23 protein-coding genes are annotated in these 20,170 nt (G+C 63.0%); 6 read left to right on the top strand and 17 right to left on the bottom strand.

Going from position 1 to position 20,170, the window contains the following annotated elements:
* The 9 genes from POF53_RS04825 to POF53_RS04785 form a co-directional block, all read right to left on the bottom strand.
* Positions 1-882, bottom strand: a complete 882-nt coding sequence (locus POF53_RS04825) for a baseplate assembly protein (RefSeq protein ID WP_232856819.1) — start codon at positions 880-882, stop codon at positions 1-3.
* Complete coding sequence (locus POF53_RS04820; RefSeq protein ID WP_232856818.1) at positions 879-1,205, bottom strand: GPW/gp25 family protein; 327 nt, start codon at positions 1,203-1,205, stop codon at positions 879-881. The genes POF53_RS04825 and POF53_RS04820 overlap by 4 nt, the downstream gene beginning before the upstream one ends.
* Before the next feature lie 103 nt (positions 1,206-1,308).
* Entirely contained in the window at positions 1,309-1,641 is a 333-nt protein-coding gene (locus POF53_RS04815; RefSeq protein ID WP_110738424.1) for a hypothetical protein, read from the bottom strand.
* A 92-nt stretch (positions 1,642-1,733) separates the two neighbouring features.
* The gene (locus POF53_RS04810; RefSeq protein WP_232856817.1) at positions 1,734-2,294 is read right to left on the bottom strand and encodes a phage baseplate assembly protein V; all 561 of its coding nucleotides are present in this window, start codon (positions 2,292-2,294) and stop codon (positions 1,734-1,736) included.
* The gene (locus POF53_RS04805; RefSeq protein ID WP_232856816.1) at positions 2,291-2,788 is read right to left on the bottom strand and encodes a hypothetical protein; all 498 of its coding nucleotides are present in this window, start codon (positions 2,786-2,788) and stop codon (positions 2,291-2,293) included. The genes POF53_RS04810 and POF53_RS04805 overlap by 4 nt, the downstream gene beginning before the upstream one ends.
* A 62-nt stretch (positions 2,789-2,850) precedes the next feature.
* Complete coding sequence (locus POF53_RS04800; protein ID WP_203651179.1) at positions 2,851-3,681, bottom strand: putidacin L1 family lectin-like bacteriocin; 831 nt, start codon at positions 3,679-3,681, stop codon at positions 2,851-2,853.
* 10 nt (positions 3,682-3,691) lie between these two features.
* Complete coding sequence (locus tag POF53_RS04795) at positions 3,692-3,880, bottom strand: Com family DNA-binding transcriptional regulator (protein WP_203651177.1); 189 nt, start codon at positions 3,878-3,880, stop codon at positions 3,692-3,694.
* Positions 3,881-3,904: 24 nt separating this feature from the next.
* Complete coding sequence (locus POF53_RS04790) at positions 3,905-4,252, bottom strand: phage holin family protein (protein ID WP_203651175.1); 348 nt, start codon at positions 4,250-4,252, stop codon at positions 3,905-3,907.
* Positions 4,253-4,714: 462 nt separating this feature from the next.
* Entirely contained in the window at positions 4,715-5,452 is a 738-nt protein-coding gene (locus POF53_RS04785) for a LexA family transcriptional regulator (protein WP_050704435.1), read from the bottom strand.
* A gap of 173 nt (positions 5,453-5,625) precedes the next feature.
* Between POF53_RS04785 and POF53_RS04780 the strand changes: the two genes are divergently transcribed.
* The 6 genes from POF53_RS04780 to fdxA all read left to right on the top strand — a co-directional run bounded on the left by POF53_RS04780 (position 5,626) and on the right by fdxA (position 12,306).
* Positions 5,626-6,957 carry a hypothetical protein gene (locus POF53_RS04780; RefSeq protein ID WP_232856813.1) on the top strand — a complete coding sequence of 444 codons (1,332 nt, stop codon included), beginning with the start codon at positions 5,626-5,628 and terminating at the stop codon, positions 6,955-6,957.
* 39 nt (positions 6,958-6,996) lie between these two features.
* Positions 6,997-7,935: a glycosyltransferase family 2 protein gene (locus POF53_RS04775; protein ID WP_232856812.1), complete on the top strand. Its 939-nt coding sequence runs from the start codon at positions 6,997-6,999 to the stop codon at positions 7,933-7,935.
* Position 7,936: 1 nt separating this feature from the next.
* On the top strand, positions 7,937-8,341 hold the full coding sequence (locus tag POF53_RS04770) for a GtrA family protein (protein WP_232856811.1): 405 nt from the start codon (positions 7,937-7,939) through the stop codon (positions 8,339-8,341).
* Entirely contained in the window at positions 8,338-9,105 is a 768-nt protein-coding gene (locus POF53_RS04765) for a class I SAM-dependent methyltransferase (RefSeq protein ID WP_232856809.1), read from the top strand. The genes POF53_RS04770 and POF53_RS04765 overlap by 4 nt, the downstream gene beginning before the upstream one ends.
* A 151-nt stretch (positions 9,106-9,256) precedes the next feature.
* Complete coding sequence (gene mutS / locus POF53_RS04760; RefSeq protein WP_269806789.1) at positions 9,257-11,842, top strand: DNA mismatch repair protein MutS; 2,586 nt, start codon at positions 9,257-9,259, stop codon at positions 11,840-11,842.
* 140 nt (positions 11,843-11,982) lie between these two features.
* Positions 11,983-12,306: a ferredoxin FdxA gene (gene fdxA / locus POF53_RS04755; protein ID WP_050704429.1), complete on the top strand. Its 324-nt coding sequence runs from the start codon at positions 11,983-11,985 to the stop codon at positions 12,304-12,306.
* 599 nt (positions 12,307-12,905) lie between these two features.
* On the opposite strand, the gene rpoS is transcribed toward fdxA, so the two are convergent.
* From rpoS to POF53_RS04715, 8 genes are all read right to left on the bottom strand, one after another.
* Entirely contained in the window at positions 12,906-13,913 is a 1,008-nt protein-coding gene (gene rpoS / locus POF53_RS04750; protein ID WP_011535249.1) for an RNA polymerase sigma factor RpoS, read from the bottom strand.
* Positions 13,914-14,018: 105 nt separating this feature from the next.
* The gene (locus POF53_RS04745; RefSeq protein ID WP_498966595.1) at positions 14,019-14,831 is read right to left on the bottom strand and encodes a peptidoglycan DD-metalloendopeptidase family protein; all 813 of its coding nucleotides are present in this window, start codon (positions 14,829-14,831) and stop codon (positions 14,019-14,021) included.
* A 225-nt stretch (positions 14,832-15,056) separates the two neighbouring features.
* Complete coding sequence (locus POF53_RS04740) at positions 15,057-15,734, bottom strand: protein-L-isoaspartate(D-aspartate) O-methyltransferase (protein ID WP_028690652.1); 678 nt, start codon at positions 15,732-15,734, stop codon at positions 15,057-15,059.
* On the bottom strand, positions 15,734-16,483 hold the full coding sequence (surE, locus tag POF53_RS04735) for a 5'/3'-nucleotidase SurE (protein ID WP_232856805.1): 750 nt from the start codon (positions 16,481-16,483) through the stop codon (positions 15,734-15,736). Before surE ends, POF53_RS04740 begins: the two co-directional genes overlap by 1 nt.
* Positions 16,471-17,529 (bottom strand): tRNA pseudouridine(13) synthase TruD, encoded by a 1,059-nt coding sequence (gene truD, locus POF53_RS04730; protein ID WP_232856803.1) that lies wholly within the window; start codon positions 17,527-17,529, stop codon positions 16,471-16,473. Before truD ends, surE begins: the two co-directional genes overlap by 13 nt.
* The gene (ispF, locus tag POF53_RS04725) at positions 17,526-17,999 is read right to left on the bottom strand and encodes a 2-C-methyl-D-erythritol 2,4-cyclodiphosphate synthase (RefSeq protein WP_232856801.1); all 474 of its coding nucleotides are present in this window, start codon (positions 17,997-17,999) and stop codon (positions 17,526-17,528) included. Before ispF ends, truD begins: the two co-directional genes overlap by 4 nt.
* A 200-nt stretch (positions 18,000-18,199) precedes the next feature.
* Positions 18,200-19,042 (bottom strand): S-formylglutathione hydrolase, encoded by an 843-nt coding sequence (gene fghA, locus POF53_RS04720; protein ID WP_498966634.1) that lies wholly within the window; start codon positions 19,040-19,042, stop codon positions 18,200-18,202.
* A gap of 16 nt (positions 19,043-19,058) precedes the next feature.
* Positions 19,059-20,168, bottom strand: coding sequence for an S-(hydroxymethyl)glutathione dehydrogenase/class III alcohol dehydrogenase (locus tag POF53_RS04715; protein WP_498966632.1), 1,110 nt, complete (start codon positions 20,166-20,168; stop codon positions 19,059-19,061).
* Between the last annotated feature and the right edge of the window lie 2 nt (positions 20,169-20,170).

Below are 20,170 nucleotides of genomic sequence, written 5' to 3'. Positions count from 1 at the left end.
TCAGCCCCCGCGCTTGAGGTCGATGCCGGTGCACCAGGCTGCCTGTGCCTTGGTGGGGCGGATGTCGGTCCAATCCACCAGCTCGACCCGGCTCACGCCCTCGATGTGCAACTGTGCGTCGACACCGGAGCGGGCTACCTCGACACCCAATCGTCGCCGTGGGTTGACCCATGCCTCCAGGCGCCGTCGGCATTCACCGAGTATCGTTTCGTACTCCGGGCCACTGTCAGCCATGTGCAGCACCGCCTCTACGCGGTAGGGCAGGATCTCGGCACTGCGCACGTTGACCCGGTCGGCAACCGGGCGGATATCGTCGTCGTTAAGGTAGCTGGCGACTTGCGCCAGCAGTGGCGCGCCGGCCCTACCATTACCATCCAGGCTCAGTACCGTGACGTCTACCACCGCTGGCGACGGGCTCTCGGCGGTCGCGTCAGCGACCCGTCCCGAGGCGTTGCGAGCATGGAGGATGTAACTGTTGCGCGGGCCAGCCGTGGTCAGCCCTTCGTACACCAGCTGCACCCTTTCGCGTAGCGCGTCGTCGGACTCGAGGAGCAGCTCGATCGGCGGGATCGTGTTCGGGTTCGCGGCCCGGATCACCAGGCGTTGCAGGCTGACGTTGGCCGCCAGCTGGTCGAGGTCGCCTTCCTGGGCGTAGGCCAACAGCAAAGACTTGGCCGCATCGTTGACCCGCGCCCGGTTGAGCAGTTTGCGGTAGGCACCGACCTCCAGCAGCTTGATCACCGGGTCGCTTTCCAGTTTGGCGGTCCAGCTGTCGCCCATCTGGGCGCGGAAGCTGGCCAGGTCCTCCAGGTACAGTGCCTCGAAGTCGAGGTCTTCGAGCAGTTGCGGGACGGGCAGTTTCGACAGATCGACCTGGCTCATACAGTCACCTCCACCAGCGCGTCGTCACCCAGGTAGCGGCCACTCAAGGCCAGGCTGACCTGGCCGTCGAGCACGGCCACGACCTTGACCCGGTCCAGCTTCAGGCGCGGTTCCCAGCGCCCGAGGGCGCGGGCCACTTCCGCCTGCACCGCACTTTTCCAGCCTTCGTTGACCGGCAGGTCGACGTAGCGGCGCAGCTGACTGCCGTACTCCGGGCGCATGCGCCGGCTGCCAAGCGGCGTGGTGAGGATGTCTTCGATGGATTGACGCAGGTGGGCCACGCCCGACAGGGGCTGGCCGGTGCGGCGGTCCATGCCGATCATGGGGCACCTCCTGGGATTGAGGCTCCAGATAGCCTGTTCGGATAGCGCATGGTTATCACCTGGAAGAAAGGAATGGGTTGCCCGGACAAGCCGGGCAGCCGCTTCAGGAGACGAAGTCGTAGGTCAGGGCGATGGCCGCCGTGGCGTTGTTGGCGACGGTCCACAGGCCGTAACCCGCCGGGATGAACAGCGGATAAGGCAGGGTGTACTGCGAGTCGATGCCGCCGTTGATCCCGCCCATGATGGCGTGGACGCTCATGTCGCCGATGTAGGCCGGCGCCTTCGGGCCGGTGTACAGGTTGAGGATGCCGCCGCCGGTGCACAGGGTGGCGGTGCGCAGGTACACGCCATCCTTGTTGTCCGCGGCACTGAAGACCTGGCTGACGGCGGTTGGGTGGGCGTTGAAGAAATGCTTGCCGACTTTTACTGCTTCCATGTTGCTTTACCTTTTGAGTCGAAATGAGGGGGCGCGGCACTCACCGCGTTCATGTCGCTCAATGGCGATCTTGCTGGGCTCCAGGCCATTGTTCAGTGCTTGTGGTTGGCGGTGTTGCCGGCCGTGTCGATGATCCGGCCACCGCCGTTGATGTCGCCGCTGACCGTCAGCGGACCGTTGATGGCGACCGTGCCGGTCAGGGTGATCGACGCAGCGTCGAGGGTGATGGCGTTGTCGCTGACCACCAGGGTGCTGGCGCCGACCTTGACCGTGGCCTGGCCGCTGGGCAGCTGGATGTCATAGCGTTTGGCCTGCCAGTCGTAGGTCAGCGAGCCGCCGTCGTCGAAGCGCCAGACTTCGATATGGTCGCGGTTGTCCGGCGCCGTCCCGGCATTGCCGTACAACCCCGGGACGAAGGTGCCCAGGGCCGGTTCGCCGCTGGGGCTGATCAGCACGCCCTGCTCGTCCAGGCTCGGCACTCGCCAGTGGCGGGCCTTGCCGGCAGCCTGGGCATGCCAGCGCACCCAAGCACTGGTCCAGCCACCGCCGTCGGACACCCGCACCCGGGCCGTGGCCAGGTCCACCGCCACCACCCGGCAGGGGATCACCAGGCTGGCCAGCATGCGATCGTGCATGGCGCTGGCGTAGCTCATGCCAGGTCCTCCGGTGACAGGTACTTGTCCTGGTTGCCGAGCCCGGTGTCCGGGGCGAAGCCCAGCATCAGGCTGCCCGGCGGCTGGTCGGGCCAAGGCCAGTGGGCATTCCCCAGCAGGACCGGTTGTTCCCATTGCACCCGCCAGGTGCTGCCCTCGGCTTCGGCGAGGATGTCCCGTGCGCCCTCGACGTAATCGAGGCCCCAGGACTGCTGGCGCAGCACATCGATCAGCTGCGCCGCCAGCACGCCGGCCTGCGTCCGTGCCTGCGCGGGGGTGCCCTGGGCGGTGACGCGGGCTTCGAAGGTCGTCATCAGCAATGAGCGACCGTCACGCAGCGCCTCGTCGCCACGCATGCGCAACACGCCATGCACCAAGGCGGGCAGGGCCGGCTCGGTAATGTCGTCGCCCTCCGTGGCGACCGTGGCGAAGGCCGGCAACGCCGCCCGCAGGGTGGAGGTGACGGCCGCGTACAACTGGGCCAGTTCGCTCATGCTTGTGCTCCTTGAACGCTCGGTTCGGCGAAGGCCGGGCCCGCGAAGGCCCGGCGCCCGGCTCAGAAGTGCCAGGTCCAGATGTCGATTGGCTTCTGGTCAGGGTTGATCTTGCGGATATGGCGATAGGTCGGCTGGAAGCCGAAGCGCGCCCACACCGGTTTCTCGTCGAGGATGGCGATGCTGCCGTTGGCCTGCAGGCGCAGCACCGCGCTGGCATGGCCGCCGGTGTGCGAATGCCACAGCACCGCGTTGCCGGCACCGTAGACCACCAGGTTGCCGTCGCCCTGGAACACTGCGCGCACGGCGCCCTTGCCTTGGGTACCGGCGTTCCAGGTGGCCGCGCCGTTCGGGCCATAGGCCACGAGATTGCCGTCGCCCTGGAACACCAGCTTGCTGGCGCCCGCGCCGTATACCATGCCCTGTACCAGCTCGGAGCCAGGCGCCAGCAGCAGCGAGTCGACGGCGCCAGGCACCAGCGGGACGGCCGGCGTGCCGTTCCACAACGCCAGGGAGTCGACCAGCACGATATTGCCGTCGTCCTGCAGCACCAGGTGCGTGCGGTTCCACTGGTCGTTGCTGGTGAAGGTGCTGTTGTTGGTCAGCCACACCCGGCGCCGCGAGTAGTCGTCGAGGAATGCGCCGTACTGCACGTAGAAGGCCAGCGGGGCTTTCTTGTTGCGCAGGGGAATGCTCGAACTGAAGGGTTGCTGTTCATTGGCGACCCAGACGGTGGCGCCGTTGTCCTGGATCACCAGGTTGCCATCGCCCTGCAGCAGCAGCTTGAAGCGCTGGTTGGGCGACAGCAGGTACTGGCCCGCCGAAAGGGTCTGGTAAGCGGGCAGCACCGAAGTGCCGACGCCGTTGAAAGGAATGCGGGTACGACCTGCCATGGTGTTTCTCCTACTGGATCGATTGAAGGGGAGCTGGGCTCTGCGGCCCGTCCTGATCGCTCGGTGGCACGTTGTCGAGGCCCGTGGCCTTCATGTGGTTCAAGGTCGCGCAGCGCGAACACTTGATCTGGACCAGCGCCGACCCGCCGATGCGGGCCAGCAAGCGGTTGCATTTACCGCAGCGAAACTCGTTGAACATCCGCTTTCTTCCTTGTTACCGCGTTCATTCTTCGTCCTGGCGCGCCACTGCGGGCTGGTCGTCCAGCCCCAGCCGGCGCGCGGCCCAGCGCTCATAGAGACCGATGGCCACGTCGGCGCCAGCCATGGCGGTGAGGCAGCCAAAGGCACTGGCACTCCAGATCGACATGCCGCTGGCGTACAGCAGCATGACCGTCGATACCCCGCAGGCCATGCAGGCCCCGGAGCGCAGCGCCAGCCGCCTGAGCAGCCCCCAGCCGCGGGCGCCGGCCTTGTCGGCGCGCCACATCTCGCCGGAAAGCCCGCCCAGCAATGCCAGGAGGATCACCAGCCAGAGCGGCATCTCCAGCAACGCCTGTTGCTCGTTCGTCACGTTCCTGCCTCCTGTGTGTTGCCCGCCGGCGACATGCCGGCGGATCGTGATTGGCTTGACTCGGCATTCCAAAAAGCCCGCCCTGCAGGCTTTTCAGTAATGCGCGGTGTAACCGCCGGCCACGACTGGTGACGCCGTGCGGTTGCGCTTCAAATTGGTGACTCCGACCGCGGCCGCCTGCCCGCCGGATAACTGATCGTGGTGCTTTACGCTGCACACCCGGGCCAGTTGCCAACCCTCTGAACAGTCGAGGCCTGTTCATCGCTGCCTGTATCTCAACCGGTTTGCGTCCGGCTTGGGATACATTTTATGCACTCATGCATATGCAGTCAATGCACAAATTCAAATTTTTATGCATCAGCTTTTGCTTCTATGCATGGAGGCCTGATCTGACGTGGCTGTAGGGGTTTTCTGAGGGCGAAAAAAAACCCGCCGAGGCGGGTTTTTATCGAGGGCTGGGGATCAACGGGCGTACATGCCCCACCAGAAGACGTGGCCGAGAAGGCTGATCTGTTCTTCCTGCATCTGCTGGAAGCTGTAGTCCTCGTCGGGGTGCTCGTCGCGGTTGAAGCTGCGCAGGCGAATGCCGGTAGGCAGGCGGTACACCTGTTTCACCCGCAGCTGGCCATTGTGGTTGATGGCATAAAGGTCACCGTCGATGATATCGCCGATGGTGCTTTTACCGGTATTGACCCCGACCGTGGCGCCATCGCGCAGTACCGGCAGCATGCTGTTGCCGCGCACCGTCACGCACTTGGCGTTGTCGAACTGCACGCCATTGTGGCGCAGGCTGCGTTTGCCGAAGCGCAAGCGAGCGTTCTCGCTTTCCTCGATGACGAATCTTCCTGATCCTGCTGCCAACTCGACCTCACGAAGAAAAGGAACGGACACCTCGTCGTCCTCGACGGGGGTTTCATCGTCCCACAGGCTGATATCGCTCAGGGCTGCGTGGCCCTGGGCGAGCGGGGCCGCGTCACGGGACTCGCCCAGTTCGACGCGGCCGCGCAACTGGTCGGTGCTCACGCCGAAGTACTCGGCGATCTTCGAGACGTGCTTGTCCGAAGGATCGACGATCTTCTCGCTGAGAATCCGCGACAGGGTGGATTGAGGCACGCCCGTGCGCCGATGCAGCTCTGTGGGGGACAGGCCGTGGCGGGCGAGCAGTTCTCTAAGTACGGAGGCTACGTTGCGCTTTTGCATAGAATGCATAGTAGCGAGAGCATATGCGAAATGCAATCAAGGGATGGCAAAGGTCAGTGATTTCTGATTCGCAACAGCCGGTCGCCGTCAGGACGCCGCAGTAAAGCTACGGGTATACTCCTCGGCCCAATTGCCAGCGCCGCATGAAAATAATCCGCGCAGGGCGCAGTGCCATGTTCAAGAACCGACTGTTTCGGATGCCTGCTATCAGGTATCCGGATCACAACAAGGCGCAGCCAGTGCCCCTGGCCGTGTCCAGGACAATTGAACCGCTCAACGAAAACAGGGAGGGTCCGGTGATACCCCATAGCGAAAGTCGTGTGACGACAACATCCAGTCGCTTGATCGAAGGTGCGGTGTACTTCGCATTGCTGGTCATCAGCGTCGCCATCTTCGAACCGCTGATCAGCAAGCTATCCGCCATTGGTGGTGACTATGTCGCCCACCTGAAATGGGCGAGCGAAATCGAAGAGCACGGCAAGCTCATACTTCCGCACCCGCTTTATCACGTTCTGGTCATCGTTGCGAAGAAGTTGCTGGCCATCGACTACATCGCGGCTTCAACTGTGGTGATCCTCCTGGCCATTTCGTTGCTGGCCATCCTCAGCTACCGTGTTCTAGCGCCCCGCACATCGTTGCCCGTTGCCTTTGTGTTCTCTGTCTGCCTGCTCCTGGTGACACCGCTGCAGGCGTTCTTTTTCGTCGATAACCACTTGTACTTCGGCTACATCGGCATCACGGTCTACCACAGCCCCACCATGCTGCTGCTCAAACCGTTGTCATTGATCGTGTTCTGCTATGCCCTGAAGACAGTGGACCGCCCCGCAGGAGATCCACTGCCCAGTGCCCTCGCGTTTGCTGCTGCGATTTTCGTCTGCGGTATTTCCAAACCGAACTTCCTGCTGATCGTCCTGCCGGCGTTCGTGCTGTTCCTGATGATCACCCAGCAACTGCATTCCACCCTGAAACGCCCGTACATCTACGGGGCCTTTTTCCTCCCTGTCCTACTGGTGCTCAGCCTTCAGTTCTTCCACACCTACTTTTACCAAGGGCTTTCCACCGGGACGGGCAATGAAGAAAGCCACGTGCTGTTCCTGCCATTCGAAACATTCTCCCACTACTCGAATTTCCTGACTGGCAAGCTGTTCCTGTCGATTGCCTTCCCGCTGCTTGTGCTGCTCTCCTATCCCAAGGCGAGCACACAGAATAAGGCCTTCGTGCTGGCGTTCCTGTGCCTGCTGATGGGCATGATCCTCACCTACTTCTTCGCCGAAAGTGGCTATCGAATGTATGCCGGCAACTTCTGGTGGAGCGGGCAGATCGGCCTGTACCTGGCATTCCTGTTCTCGCTGGCGTTCCTGCTCGGTGATCGCAAGTCCCTGACCCGCACCGTGTTCGATAAGATAAAGTACGGCCTCTGCCTCAGCGTGTTCTTCGCACACACGGCTTGCGGCGTGTTCTATTACCGTCAAGAACTTCTGTTTGGCTACATGCAGTACTGGTAACAGTCAATTCAACGCTCAACAAGAAAGTCACGGAATACGATGCCACTACAGACTGCAGATCCTCTATTGTCGGTTGTCATACCGGTCTACAAGGCTGAGCAATCTCTCGACGAATTGTACCGACGCCTGAAAGCCTCGCTGGAGACGATTTCTCTTGATTTCGAGATTCTGCTGGTCGAGGACTGTGGGGGTGATCGCTCATGGGAGATCATCGAACGGCTCGCCGCAAGTGATCCCCGTGTCCGGGGTATCCAGTTAAGCCGCAATTTCGGACAACACTACGGTATCACCGCAGGCCTGGACAGCTGTCGCGGTCAGTGGGTCGTCGTCATGGACTGTGATCTGCAGGATCGGCCCGAGGAAATCCCGCGCCTTTATGCCAAGGCCCAGGAAGGCTTCGACATTGTCCTAGCGCTGCGCGGCAAACGCCGTGACGCGCCACTCAAGCGGCTCACGTCGTGGCTGTTCTACAAGATGTTCAGTTACCTGGCCGACTTTGACTACGATGGCGACAGTGGCAACTTTCGGATCATCTCCCGCAAGGTGGTCGACAACCTCTGCCAGATGCGTGAGCAACTGCGCTTTTTTGGTGCCCTGGTCCACTGGATGGGGTTCAACACCACCGGTATTGCGGTCGAGCACGCCGAGCGCCCACATGGCGAGAGCACCTATACCTTCTCGAAACTCTGGGATCTGGCGATGGAAACCATCATCGCCTATTCCGACAAGCCTCTGCGGTTAGCGGTCAAGCTCGGTTTTTCCATGGCATTGCTGTCTTTCCTGTATGGCGCCTACCTGCTCACCACCACGTTACTGCACGGTGCGGTCGTACCTGGCTGGACCAGCCTGATGGTGTCGCTGTTCTTCATTGGCGGGGTGATCATCTCCATTCAGGGTGTTGTCGGCATCTATATCGGCAAGACGTTCGACGAAACCAAGAAGCGGCCGCTGTACATCGTCAGACAAAAGACCTTCTGAGGTGCTGACGTTGAGATCCCCAAGCGCCACCACCCTTGCCCAATTCATTCGTTACGGCATTGTTGGCGTAACGAGCAATGGCCTGGTCTATCTTGGCTACCTGCTCCTCGTCTACGCAGACGTCGGCAAGAAACTCTCGATGACACTCATGTACCTCATCGGCGTAGTCTTCGGCTTCATCGCCAACCATCAATGGACTTTCATGCAAGTCAAGCAACGTGGCGCAATGCTTCGTTATGTGCAAATGCATATCATCGGCTACTTGCTGAATTTTTTGTTATTGCTCATTTTCTCCGACCTACTTGGTTACCCCCATCAGGCCGTGCAGGCAGTCGCCATCCTGGTCGTCGCGCTTTATGGTTTCCTGGCCTGCAAGTATTTCGTATTTCGTGGTGACTCGAAATGAAAACCGGTTTCCGCAAAGACTTCTATCAGGAATTGGCGAGCCTGGAGGGCAAGAACTTCTGGTTTCGCGCTAGAAACAAAATCATCATCTGGGCACTGAAAAAGTACATGCCGCAGCTGACCTCATTTCATGAGATCGGCTGCGGCACAGGGTTCGTCATATCTGCCGTGGCCCGTGCATTCCCTGAAGCACACCTCTCGGGCAGCGAGTACTTCAATGAAGGCCTGGTTTACGCGCGGCAGCGGCTTCCCGATGTCGAGTTCCAACAAATGGATGCCAGGCAAATCAATTTCGCGTCAGCACCGGATGTCATCGGCGCTTTCGATGTGCTTGAGCATATCGAAGAGGATGAGCAGGTTCTGGATCAGATGGCCAGGGCCCTGGCGCCAAACGGCATGTTGTTCATCACCGTTCCGCAACATCGCTGGCTGTGGAGCTCCGTGGATGTACATGCCTGTCATGTCAGGCGATATGAGGCCAGTGAACTGCATGGCAAGATGGTCCGGGCTGGATTGGAAGTCGTTCGAAGCACCTCGTTTGTCAGCACCTTGCTGCCAGCGATGTACCTGTCCCGTCTGATGAAAAAGCACTCAGACGACGCAAAGCCCGACGAAATGGCCGAACTGCGCATCCACCCTGCGTTGAACGGGATCTTTGAGTGGGCATTGAACCTTGAACTGGCAATGATTCGACGGGGGCTGAACCTGCCCCTGGGAGGATCACGGCTGGTTGTCGCACGAAAGCTGCCAACCGCGATGAACTGATGCCTCGATTTTCTGACAGAAGGCGACCCGTCGTTCGTGATACCCTCTCGCCAGCCTTTTAGGTGGCACAGCAGGCGTATCACGGTGTTTCAACCGTGGACGTCACCCCAATCCTGCCCCAGTCCTCCAAAGACTTGCCTGCAACTCACTGATGAATAAAGCAATTTCCGATCTCAGCGCACACACCCCGATGATGCAGCAGTACTGGAAGCTGAAAAACCAGCACCCAGACCAGCTGATGTTCTACCGCATGGGCGATTTCTACGAGATCTTCTACGAAGATGCGAAGAAAGCCGCGAAACTGCTGGATATCACCCTGACCGCCCGCGGGCAGTCGGCGGGCCAGTCGATTCCCATGTGCGGGATTCCGTTCCACTCGCTGGAAGGCTACCTGGCCAAGCTGGTCAAGCTCGGCGAGTCGGTGGTCATCTGCGAGCAGATCGGCGACCCGGCCACCAGCAAGGGCCCGGTGGAGCGCCAGGTGGTGCGCATCATCACCCCGGGCACGATCAGCGACGAGGCCTTGCTCGACGAGCGCCGCGACAACCTGATCGCCGCCCTGCTGGGTGACGAGCGCCTGTTCGGCCTGGCGGTGCTGGACATCACCAGCGGCAACTTCAGCGTGCAGGAAATCAAGGGCTGGGAGAACCTGCTGGCCGAGCTCGAACGCATCAACCCGGTGGAACTGCTGATCCCCGACGATTGGCCGCAGGGCCTGCCGGCCGAAAAGCGCCCCGGCGCCCGTCGCCGCGCACCGTGGGACTTCGACCGCGACACGGCGCGCAAGAGCCTCTGCCAGCAGTTCGCCACCCAGGACCTCAAGGGCTTTGGCTGCGACAAGCTGACCCTGGCCATCGGCGCCGCCGGCTGCCTGCTGACCTACGCCAAGGAAACCCAGCGCACCGCCCTGCCCCACCTGCGCAGCCTGCGTCACGAGCGCCTGGACGACACGGTCATCCTCGATGCCGCCAGCCGCCGCAACCTGGAGCTGGACATCAACCTGGCCGGTGGCCGCGACAACACCCTGCAATCGGTCATCGACCGTTGCCAGACCGCCATGGCCAGCCGCCTGCTGACCCGCTGGCTGAACCGTCCGCTGCGCGACCTGAAGGTGCTCAAGGCCCGCCAGGATTCGATCCGCTGCCTGCTCGACGGCTACCGTTTCGAGAAGCTGCAGCCGCAGCTCAAGGAAATCGGCGACATCGAGCGGATCCTCGCGCGGATCGGCCTGCGCAACGCCCGTCCCCGTGACCTGGCGCGCCTGCGCGACGCCCTCGGCGCCCTGCCCGAGCTGCAGAACGCCATGACCGAGCTGGAGGCGCCACACCTGGCGCGCCTGGCCGCGATCACCGGCACCTATCCGGAGCTGGCCGGCCTGCTGGAGCGGGCGATCATCGACAACCCACCGGCGGTGATCCGCGACGGTGGCGTGCTCAAGACCGGCTACGACAGCGAACTGGACGAGCTGCTGGCGATCAGCGAGAACGCCGGCCAGTTCCTCATCGACCTCGAAGCCCGCGAGAAGGCCCGCACGGGCCTGGCCAACCTCAAGGTTGGCTACAACCGCGTGCACGGCTACTTCATCGAACTGCCGACCAAGCAGGCCGAGCAGGCACCCGCCGACTACATCCGGCGGCAGACGCTCAAGGGCGCCGAACGCTTCATCACCCCCGAGCTCAAGACCTTCGAGGACAAGGCACTGTCGGCCAAGAGCCGCGCCCTGGCCCGCGAGAAGATGCTCTACGATGCCTTGCTCGAAACCCTGATCGAACACCTGGCGCCGCTGCAGGACAGCGCCGCCGCCCTGGCCGAACTGGATGTGCTGAGCAACCTGGCCGAGCGCGCCCTGAACCTGGACCTGAACTGCCCAAGCTTCGTCGAGGAGCCGTGCCTGCGCATCGAGCAGGGCCGTCACCCGGTGGTCGAGCAGGTGCTGACCACGCCATTCGTGGCCAACGACCTGGGCCTGGACAACAGCACGCGCATGCTGATCATCACCGGCCCGAACATGGGCGGTAAGTCCACCTACATGCGCCAGACCGCGCTGATCGTGCTGATGGCCCATATCGGCAGCTTCGTCCCGGCAGCCGCCTGCGAACTGTCGCCGGTCGACCGCATCTTCACCCGTATCGGCTCCAGCGACGACCTGGCCGGCGGGCGTTCGACCTTCATGGTCGAGATGAGCGAGACCGCCAATATCCTGCACAACGCCACCGACCGCAGCCTGGTGCTGATGGACGAAGTCGGCCGCGGCACCAGTACCTTCGATGGCCTGTCGCTGGCCTGGGCCGCCGCCGAGCGCCTGGCCCAGTTGCGCGCCTACACGCTGTTCGCCACCCACTACTTCGAACTGACCGTGCTGCCGGACAGCGAACCGCTAGTGGCCAACGTGCACCTGAACGCCACCGAACACAACGAACGCATCGTGTTCCTGCACCACGTCCTGCCGGGCCCGGCGAGCCAGAGCTACGGCCTGGCCGTGGCGCAGTTGGCGGGCGTGCCGGCGGCGGTGATCCAACGCGCCCGCGAGCACCTCGGCCGGCTGGAAACCGCCAGCCTGCCCCACGAGGCGCCGGTCACGCCAGCCCGCGACAACATGCCTCACGTGCCGCACCAGAGCGACCTGTTCGCCAGCCTGCCACACCCAGCCATCGAGAAGCTGGGCAAGCTGGACCTGGACGACATGACGCCGCGCCAAGCTATCGAAATGCTATATCAACTGAAAAACCTGTTATAACGGCCCACCGCGCAAGCTGGTAGAATCCGGCGCGGTTTGCGAGCACTGCAGGTTATTAGCCTGGCCTGCAGCCAGCACCGTGAACCGCGCTGCCCTGGTAAGGAAGGGCAAGCTGCCGTCGCCTGAGGAGAGAATTAGAAATGACCTTCGTCGTCACCGACAACTGCATCAAATGCAAGTACACCGACTGCGTGGAAGTCTGTCCGGTGGACTGCTTCTACGAAGGCCCGAACTTCCTGGTGATTCACCCGGACGAGTGCATCGACTGTGCGCTGTGCGAGCCGGAGTGCCCGGCCCAGGCGATTTTCTCGGAAGACGAAGTGCCGTCCGGCATGGAGAACTTCATCGAGCTGAACGCCGAGCTGGCGGAGATCTGGCCGAACATCACCGAGAAGAAAGACGCCCTGCCGGACGCCGAAGAGTGGGATGGCAAGACGGGCAAGATTGCCGACCTGGAGCGCTGATAGCGCCCAGTTGCGAAAAAGGCCCGAAAGGGCCTTTTTTCATTTCCGACGGGCAAAAAAAAGGGGCGGTTTGACCCGCCCACATTTTTTCCGTAGTCCCTGTATGTCCCAATCATCATCCTGATGAATCGCGTCCCGCGATGTCCCTGGCCGTCATCCTTGAAGGCCTGTGTCTGTCCCTTGACACAGTTCGAATACTAGCGATTCCTCGGTAGGGAACAAGCGGCGAATATCTCAGGATGATTCAGGTGACACATCTTTTGATATTTATAAAAGTCATAAATATCAGTTAGTTAGAAAAAGTACGCCGTTGGAAACGACATTGATTTACTGATCCCTACAGCGATCGCTTACATGACGAGTGAGCAAATGCTTACACGCGATGCTACGAGGGTGGAGAAATAAATACTTCGCAGGGGAGCAGGCTATGGGGTTGGTATTGAGGACGCCTTCGCGGGGCAAGCCCGCTCCTACAGGTTTCGCGTCCAGCCCCCAAAAGCAGCGTGGGAGCGGGCTTGCCCCGCGATGGCGTCAGATCAGCCAATCTAAAACGCAAACGCCCCGAACAAGTCGGGGCGTTCGCCTAAGCACGTCAGTGACTACTGGAACAGCGACTCGCTGGACAGGCCATTCTTCTCAAGGATCTCGCGCAGACGCTTGAGGCCTTCGACCTGGATCTGCCGCACGCGCTCGCGGGTCAGGCCGATCTCCAGGCCGACATCCTCGAGGGTGCTGCTTTCATGCCCACGCAGGCCGAAACGCCGCACCACCACCTCGCGCTGCTTGTCGGTCAGCTCGCCCAGCCACTGGTCGATGCTCTGCGACAGGTCGTCGTCCTGCAGCAGTTCGCACGGATCGGTGGGGCGATCGTCGGTGAGCGTGTCGAGCAGCGTCTTGTCCGAGTCAGGGCCGAGCGAGACATCCACCGAGGACACCCGCTCGTTCAGGCCGAGCATGCGCTTGACCTCGGCCACCGGTTTCTCCAGCAGGCTGGCGATTTCTTCCGGCGACGGCTCGTGGTCGAGTTTCTGCGTCAGCTCGCGGGCAGCGCGCAAGTAGACGTTGAGCTCCTTGACCACGTGGATGGGCAGGCGGATGGTGCGGGTCTGGTTCATGATCGCCCGTTCGATGGTCTGGCGGATCCACCAGGTCGCGTAGGTCGAGAAGCGGAAGCCCCGCTCGGGGTCGAATTTCTCCACCGCACGGATCAGTCCCAGGTTGCCTTCCTCGATCAGGTCGAGCAACGACAAGCCACGATTGACGTAACGGCGGGCGATCTTGACCACCAGGCGCAGGTTGCTTTCGATCATGCGCTTGCGACCGGCCGGGTCGCCTTTTTGCGACAGGCGCGCGAAATGCACTTCTTCCTCTGGCGAAAGCAGGGGCGAGAAGCCGATTTCATTCAGATACAGTTGAGTAGCATCAAGTGCGCGACTGTAGTCGATGTACTTGTGCTGCTTGAGCGATGCGCCCTGTTTCGACTTGGTCCGAACCGAAGGTACAGCAGGTTCGTCTGACACCACATCCGTTTCCAAAACGATGCCCGTCTCCATGAGAAGGAGGTCATCGTCGATGTCAAACTCCGGCACTTCTTTACTGAGAGCCATTGTTATAGTCCTTTGCTGAGTTCGAACTCAGACTCGAGCGTCACCCTTCCATGGCAGCGCTGGAGCCTGTCCCCTCTACATCCAAGGAACAGGCCGGGACAATGATCAACGGCGTGGCAGGAACTGGAGCGGATCGACGGGTTTGCCCTGGCGGCGAATCTCGAAATGCAGCTTCACCCGATCAGTGCCCGTGGACCCCATTTCTGCGATCGTCTGCCCTGCCTTGACCTGCTGCCCCTCCCGAACCAAAAGCCTGCGGTTGTGACCGTAGGCACTGACGTAGGTATCGCTGTGTTTGATGATGATGAGCTCGCCATAGCCCCTCAAGCCACTGCCGGCGTAGACCACCGCTCCATCAGACGCAGCAAAAACAGGCTGTCCCAAATCACCGGCGATATCAATGCCTTTATTCAAACTACCGTTTGAAGCGAATTTACCAATCAGCACGCCGCTCGCCGGCCACGTCCAACCGCCGACGGCGCGCTCTGCGGCGGGCACCTGGGCAACCGTTTGCGAGGTGGTGGAAGAGGCAGTAGTGGCACTTTTGCCATTACTGGTCGTCGGCGCGGTGCTGCCGACCGGTCGGCGGATGACGGTGGTCTTGCTCGACGAAGAAGGGCTGCTGACAACCGTGGTGCTGCCCCCCGCGCCGCTGCTGAAACGAATCGGCTGGCCCGGACGGATGGTGTAGGGGGCGGGAATGTTGTTGCGCGCCGCCAGCTCCTTGTAGTCCCAGCCATAGCGGAAGGCGATGGAGAACAGCGTGTCGCCGGGCTTGACGATGTACTGCCCCGAGGTGACGGTCGGGCGCTTGGGCGCGGCGTTGTTGCGGTCGACCACGCGGGCGCCGTTGGAGCTGGTGCTGGAACAGCCAGCCAACAGGGTCCCCATGGCCAGCGCAATCACCAGAAGCTTCAATACCGACCGTTCCTTGCGCTGCCGCATGCCTGTGTGACCCACCCGCGCTCCCCTCATGCTGTCAAAAATGACGATACGAAATGCAATATTGTTTCAATTATAACCGAGCCACCCACCTTGGGGTGACTCGCTGTTGGCCTGATCGGTGTACGAAAAACGCCACGCCAGATAGACAGGGGCCAGGCGCAAGAATTCGTCGCCGGCGCAAATATTCCGTTGCGCAGGTCAGGCCAGCGGGCCGTTGAGCAGGGGTACGAAGCGTACGGCCCCGAGTACCCGGCGCGAGAAGCCATGTTCTTCGCGCACGATCAGCATCAGCTGCTGGGTCTCCCCCGCCGGCCCGACCGGGATCACCATGCGCCCGCCCGGCGCCAGCTGGTCGAGCAGTGCCTGGGGCACTTCCGGGGCGACCGCGGTAACGATGATGCCGTTGTACGGCGCCAGCGCCGGCCAGCCTTCGCAGCCGTCGCCCCAGCGGAACACCACGTTGCGCAGGTTGAGCTCGACCAGGCGCTCCTTGGCCCGGTCCTGCAGGACCTTGATCCGCTCCACCGAGAACACCCGCTCCACCAGCTGGGCCAGGATCGCGGTCTGGTAGCCAGAACCGGTGCCGATCTCCAGCACCTTGTCCAGGGGCCCGGCCTCCAGAAGCAGCTCGCTCATGTGCGCGACCATGAACGGCTGGGAGATCGTCTGGTTGTGGCCGATCGGCAGCGCCGTGTCCTCGTAGGCTCGATGGGCCAGGGCTTCATCGACAAACAGGTGGCGCGGGGTGCGGCGAATGGCCTCGAGTACCTTGGCGTTCGACACGCCTTCTTCGTAGAGGCGCTGGATCAGCCGCTCCCGGGTACGCTGGGAGGTCATGCCGATGCCGCGACGCTGCAGATCGTCCTGTTCGCGCATCAGAGCACGCCCTCCAGCCAGCCATCGAGGCGCTCGAAGGCATCGTTGAAGGTACGGTCCAGCTGCAACGGCGTGATCGACACGTAGCCTTGCATCACCGCATGGAAATCGGTACCCGGCCCGCCATCCTCGGCATCGCCGGCCACGGCGATCCAGTAACCTTCCTTGCCCCGCGGGTTGACCACCTTGGTCGGCGCCGCGGCACGCGCCCGGTGCCCCAGGCGGGTAAGCTGGATGCCGCGGATGTGCTCCAGCGGCAGGTTGGGGATGTTGACGTTGAGCACGGTGCGCGGCGGCAGTTCCAGGCGCGACTGCGCCTCGACCAGGCGCCGGGCGATATAGGCGGCGGTCGGCAGGTTATCGGGCAGACGCGAAAGCAGCGAGAAGGCCAGCGAGGTGCCGCCGAGGAAACGCCCTTCCAGCGCGGCGGCGACCGTGCCGGAATACAGCACGTCATCCCCCAGGTTGGCACCCAGGTTGATGCCGGACACCACCATGTCGGGGGTTTCCGGCAGCAGGCCGTTGAGCCCCAGGTGCACGCAGTCGGTGGGCGTGCCGTTGAGGCTGATGAAGCCGTTGGCCAGGGTCTGCGGGTGCAGCGGCCGGTCGAGCGTCAGCGAACTGCTGGCGCCGCTCTTGTCTTGATCCGGGGCAATCACCACGCACTCGGCGTAATCCGCCAGCGCTTCATGCAGCGCGGCGATGCCGGGTGCGGTAACACCGTCGTCATTCGAAATCAGAATACGCATGGGCTGTCCGTCTGCCCTGCCGGCACCAGATCGACGAGTTCGCGCACCACCACGGTGGCGAAGCATCCGGCCGGAAGGACGAATTCCAGTTGCAGGATATCAGGCTCGGGATAATGCCACGACAGACGCCCAATAGGGAGCCGCAGGATGCGCCGTTCGTGATCCATGCCCGCTCGCGCCAGCCATTGGCACAACGCCGGATGGCGGGCGGCAACTTCGCTCTCGAGCGCCTGGGTCGCGCCAGCGCAAGGCGATTGCCCCTCGCCCCACAGCGGGCCGGTGGGATGCAGGTCGAGAATGGCCAGGCGCGGATCGCTGCACTCGGCCTCCCCTGCCGGGAAGAAACTGCGGCTGTCGGTGAACGCCAGCAGGTCGCCGACCTGGGCGCGCTGCCAGCTGCCGTCTGCCACCCGGGCGGCCAGCACCTGGTTGAACAGGTAGCTGCGCCCGGCCGACAACAACCGCGAGCGCACGTTACGCTGCTCGGGCAATGCCTGGCGTGCGGCCCAGCCCTGGGCATCATGCACGTTGCCACCGCCATGGCCGAAACGCTGGCTGCCGAAGTAATTGGGCACGCCCTGCAGCTTGAGTTGCTCCAGGCGGGCATCGAGGGCCGGGCGGTCGGCCTGCAGCGCGGTCAGGCGCAAGGTGAAGCCATTGGCCGAGTGCGCGCCACGCTGCAGCTTGCGCTGGTGGCGCACCTGCTTGAGCACCCGCAGGGTGTCGTCCTCGGCGCGGGACAGGTCGGGGTCGGCCTTGCCCGGCAGGTGCAGGCTGAACCACTGGCGGGTCAGGGCCTGGCGGTCCTTGAGGCCGGCATAGCTGATGGCGCGCACCGGCACGCCGGCGGCGCGGGCCAGGCGGCGGGCCGCCTCCTCGGTGTTGAGGTCGCGCTTCTCGACCCACAGCCACAGGTGCTCGCCCTGGCCGGACAGCGGGATATCAAGGACTTCATCGACCTGGAAGTCTTCGGCCACCGCCTTGAGCACTGCAGTGCCCAATGCATCGCCCGAGGCCCGTGGGCCCAGCAGTTCCAGTTCGGTCATGCTGGCAGCAGCAGGGCGACCGCGTGCACGGCGATGCCCTCCTCGCGACCGGTGAAGCCCAGCTTTTCTTCGGTGGTGGCCTTGACGTTGACCTGGTCGAGTTCGACCTGCAGGTCTGCGGCGATCTGCTGGCGCATGATTTCGATATGCGGGGCCATCTTCGGCGCCTGGGCGACGATGGTGGCGTCGACGTTGCCGACCTTCCAGCCCTTGTCGCGCACGACGGTAACCACGTGGCGCAACAGGACGCGGCTGTCGGCGCCCTTGAACTGCGGGTCGGTGTCGGGGAAATGCTTGCCGATGTCGCCCAGCGCCGCAGCGCCAAGCAGGGCATCGCTCAGGGCGTGCAGCAGCACGTCGCCGTCGGAGTGGGCCAGCAGGCCGAACTTGTGGGGGATACGCACCCCGCCCAAGGTAATGAAATCACCGTCGCAGAAACGGTGGACATCGTAGCCGTGGCCAATACGCATAGAAAAACGCCCTGATTGAGTCAGGGCGTGATTCTACCTGCTTTCATGCAGTATTGGGCGGCGCTGTAGGAGCGGCCTTGTGCCGCGAAAGGGCTGCGCAGCAGCCCCGGCGGGACTGGCGGTGACGCTGACATCCTGGGGCCGCTTCGCGGCCCTTTCGCGGCACAAGGCCGCGCCTACAGACGAAAAGCCATCGACCTTTAAACCCTGCCCAACGCCACCGCATGATGACGCAGGTGTTCATCAATGAAGCTGGCGATGAAGTAGTAGCTATGGTCATAGCCCGGCTGCAGGCGCAGGGTCAGCGCATGGCCGCCCTTGCGCGCTGCCTGCTCCAGCGCCTGCGGCTTGAGCTGCTTGTCGAGGAAGTCATCGCGATCGCCCTGGTCCACCAGCAACGGCGGGCACTGCCCGGGCTCAGCCAGCAGCACGCTGGCGTCCCACTCGCGCCAGCGCGCACGGTCCTCGCCCAGGTAGCGGGAAAACGCCTTCTCGCCCCAGGGGCAATCCATCGGATTGCTGATCGGCGAGAACGCCGACACCGAACGATAGCGCCCGGGGTTGCGCAGGGCGCAGACCAGCGCTCCGTGCCCGCCCATGGAATGACCGCTGATGCTGCGCTGGTCGGACGCCGGGAAGTGCGCCTCGATCAGGGCCGGCAACTCCTCCACCACGTAGTCGTGCATCCGGTAATGCTGGGCCCAGGGCTGCTGGGTGGCGTTGAGGTAGAACCCCGCGCCCAGACCGAAGTCCCAGGCGCCATCCGGATCACCCGGCACCTGCTCGCCACGCGGGCTGGTGTCCGGGGCGACGATGATCAGCCCGAGCTCGGCGGCCAGGCGCTGGGCGCCGGCCTTCTGCATGAAGTTCTCGTCGGTGCAGGTCAGGCCGCTGAGCCAGTACAGCACCGGCAGCTTCTCGCCCTGCTCGGCCTGGGGCGGCAGGTAGACGGCGAACACCATGTCGCAGCCGAGCACCTTGGAAGTGTGCCGGTAACGCTTGTGCCAGCCGCCGAAGCTCTTCTGGCAGGAGAGGTTTTCCAGGGTCATGGCGGGGCCCTCAGAAGTGGATCACGCTGCGGATGCTCTTGCCTTCGTGCATCAGGTCGAAGGCCTTGTTGATGTCCTCCAGGCCCATGGTGTGGGTGATGAAGGTGTCCAACGGGATCTCGCCCTTCTCGGCCATCTCGACGTAGCTCGGCAGCTCGCTGCGACCCCGCACGCCGCCGAAGGCCGAACCGCGCCAGACGCGACCGGTGACCAGCTGGAACGGACGGGTGGCGATTTCCTGGCCAGCACCGGCCACGCCGATGATCACCGACTCGCCCCAGCCCTTGTGACAGCACTCCAGCGCCGCGCGCATCAGTTGCACGTTGCCGATGCACTCGAAGGAGAAATCGACCCCGCCGTCGGTGAGGTCGACGATTACTTCCTGGATCGGGCGGTCGTAGTCTTTCGGGTTGATGCAGTCGGTAGCGCCCAGCTGGCGGGCGATCTCGAACTTGGCCGGATTGATGTCGATGGCGATGATGCGCGAAGCCTTGGCCTTGACCGCGCCGATCACTGCCGACAGGCCGATGCCGCCAAGGCCGAAGATGGCCACGGTGTCACCCGGCTTGACCTTGGCGGTGTTGAGTACCGCGCCGATGCCGGTGGTCACGCCGCAACCGAGCAGGCAGACCTTCTCCAGCGGAGCTTCCTTCTGGATCTTGGCCACGGAGATTTCCGGTAGCACGGTGTACTCGGAGAAGGTCGAGGTGCCCATGTAGTGGAACAGCTGCTGGCCCTTGTAGCTGAAGCGGGTAGTGCCGTCGGGCATCAGGCCCTTGCCCTGGGTGGCGCGGATGGCCTGGCACAGGTTGGTCTTGCCCGACAGGCAGAATTTGCACTGGCCGCATTCGGGGGTGTACAGCGGGATCACATGGTCACCGACCGCCACCGAGGTAACGCCCTCGCCCACCGCCTCGACGATCGCCCCGCCTTCGTGGCCGAGGATCGACGGGAAGATACCTTCCGGGTCGGCGCCGGACAGGGTGTAGGCGTCGGTATGGCAGACACCCGAGGCGACGACGCGCAGCAGCACTTCGCCGGCCTTGGGCATGGCCACGTCCACTTCGACGATTTCCAGGGGTTTCTTGGCCTCGAAGGCGACGGCAGCGCGGGACTTGATCA

Origin of the sequence: Mitsuaria sp. RG (assembly GCF_028369275.1) — a bacterium.
Taxonomy (GTDB): domain Bacteria; phylum Pseudomonadota; class Gammaproteobacteria; order Pseudomonadales; family Pseudomonadaceae; genus Aquipseudomonas; species Aquipseudomonas peradeniyensis.
Note: the sequence above shows the minus strand (reverse complement) of the source record. Positions and strands in the feature narration are given on the sequence as shown.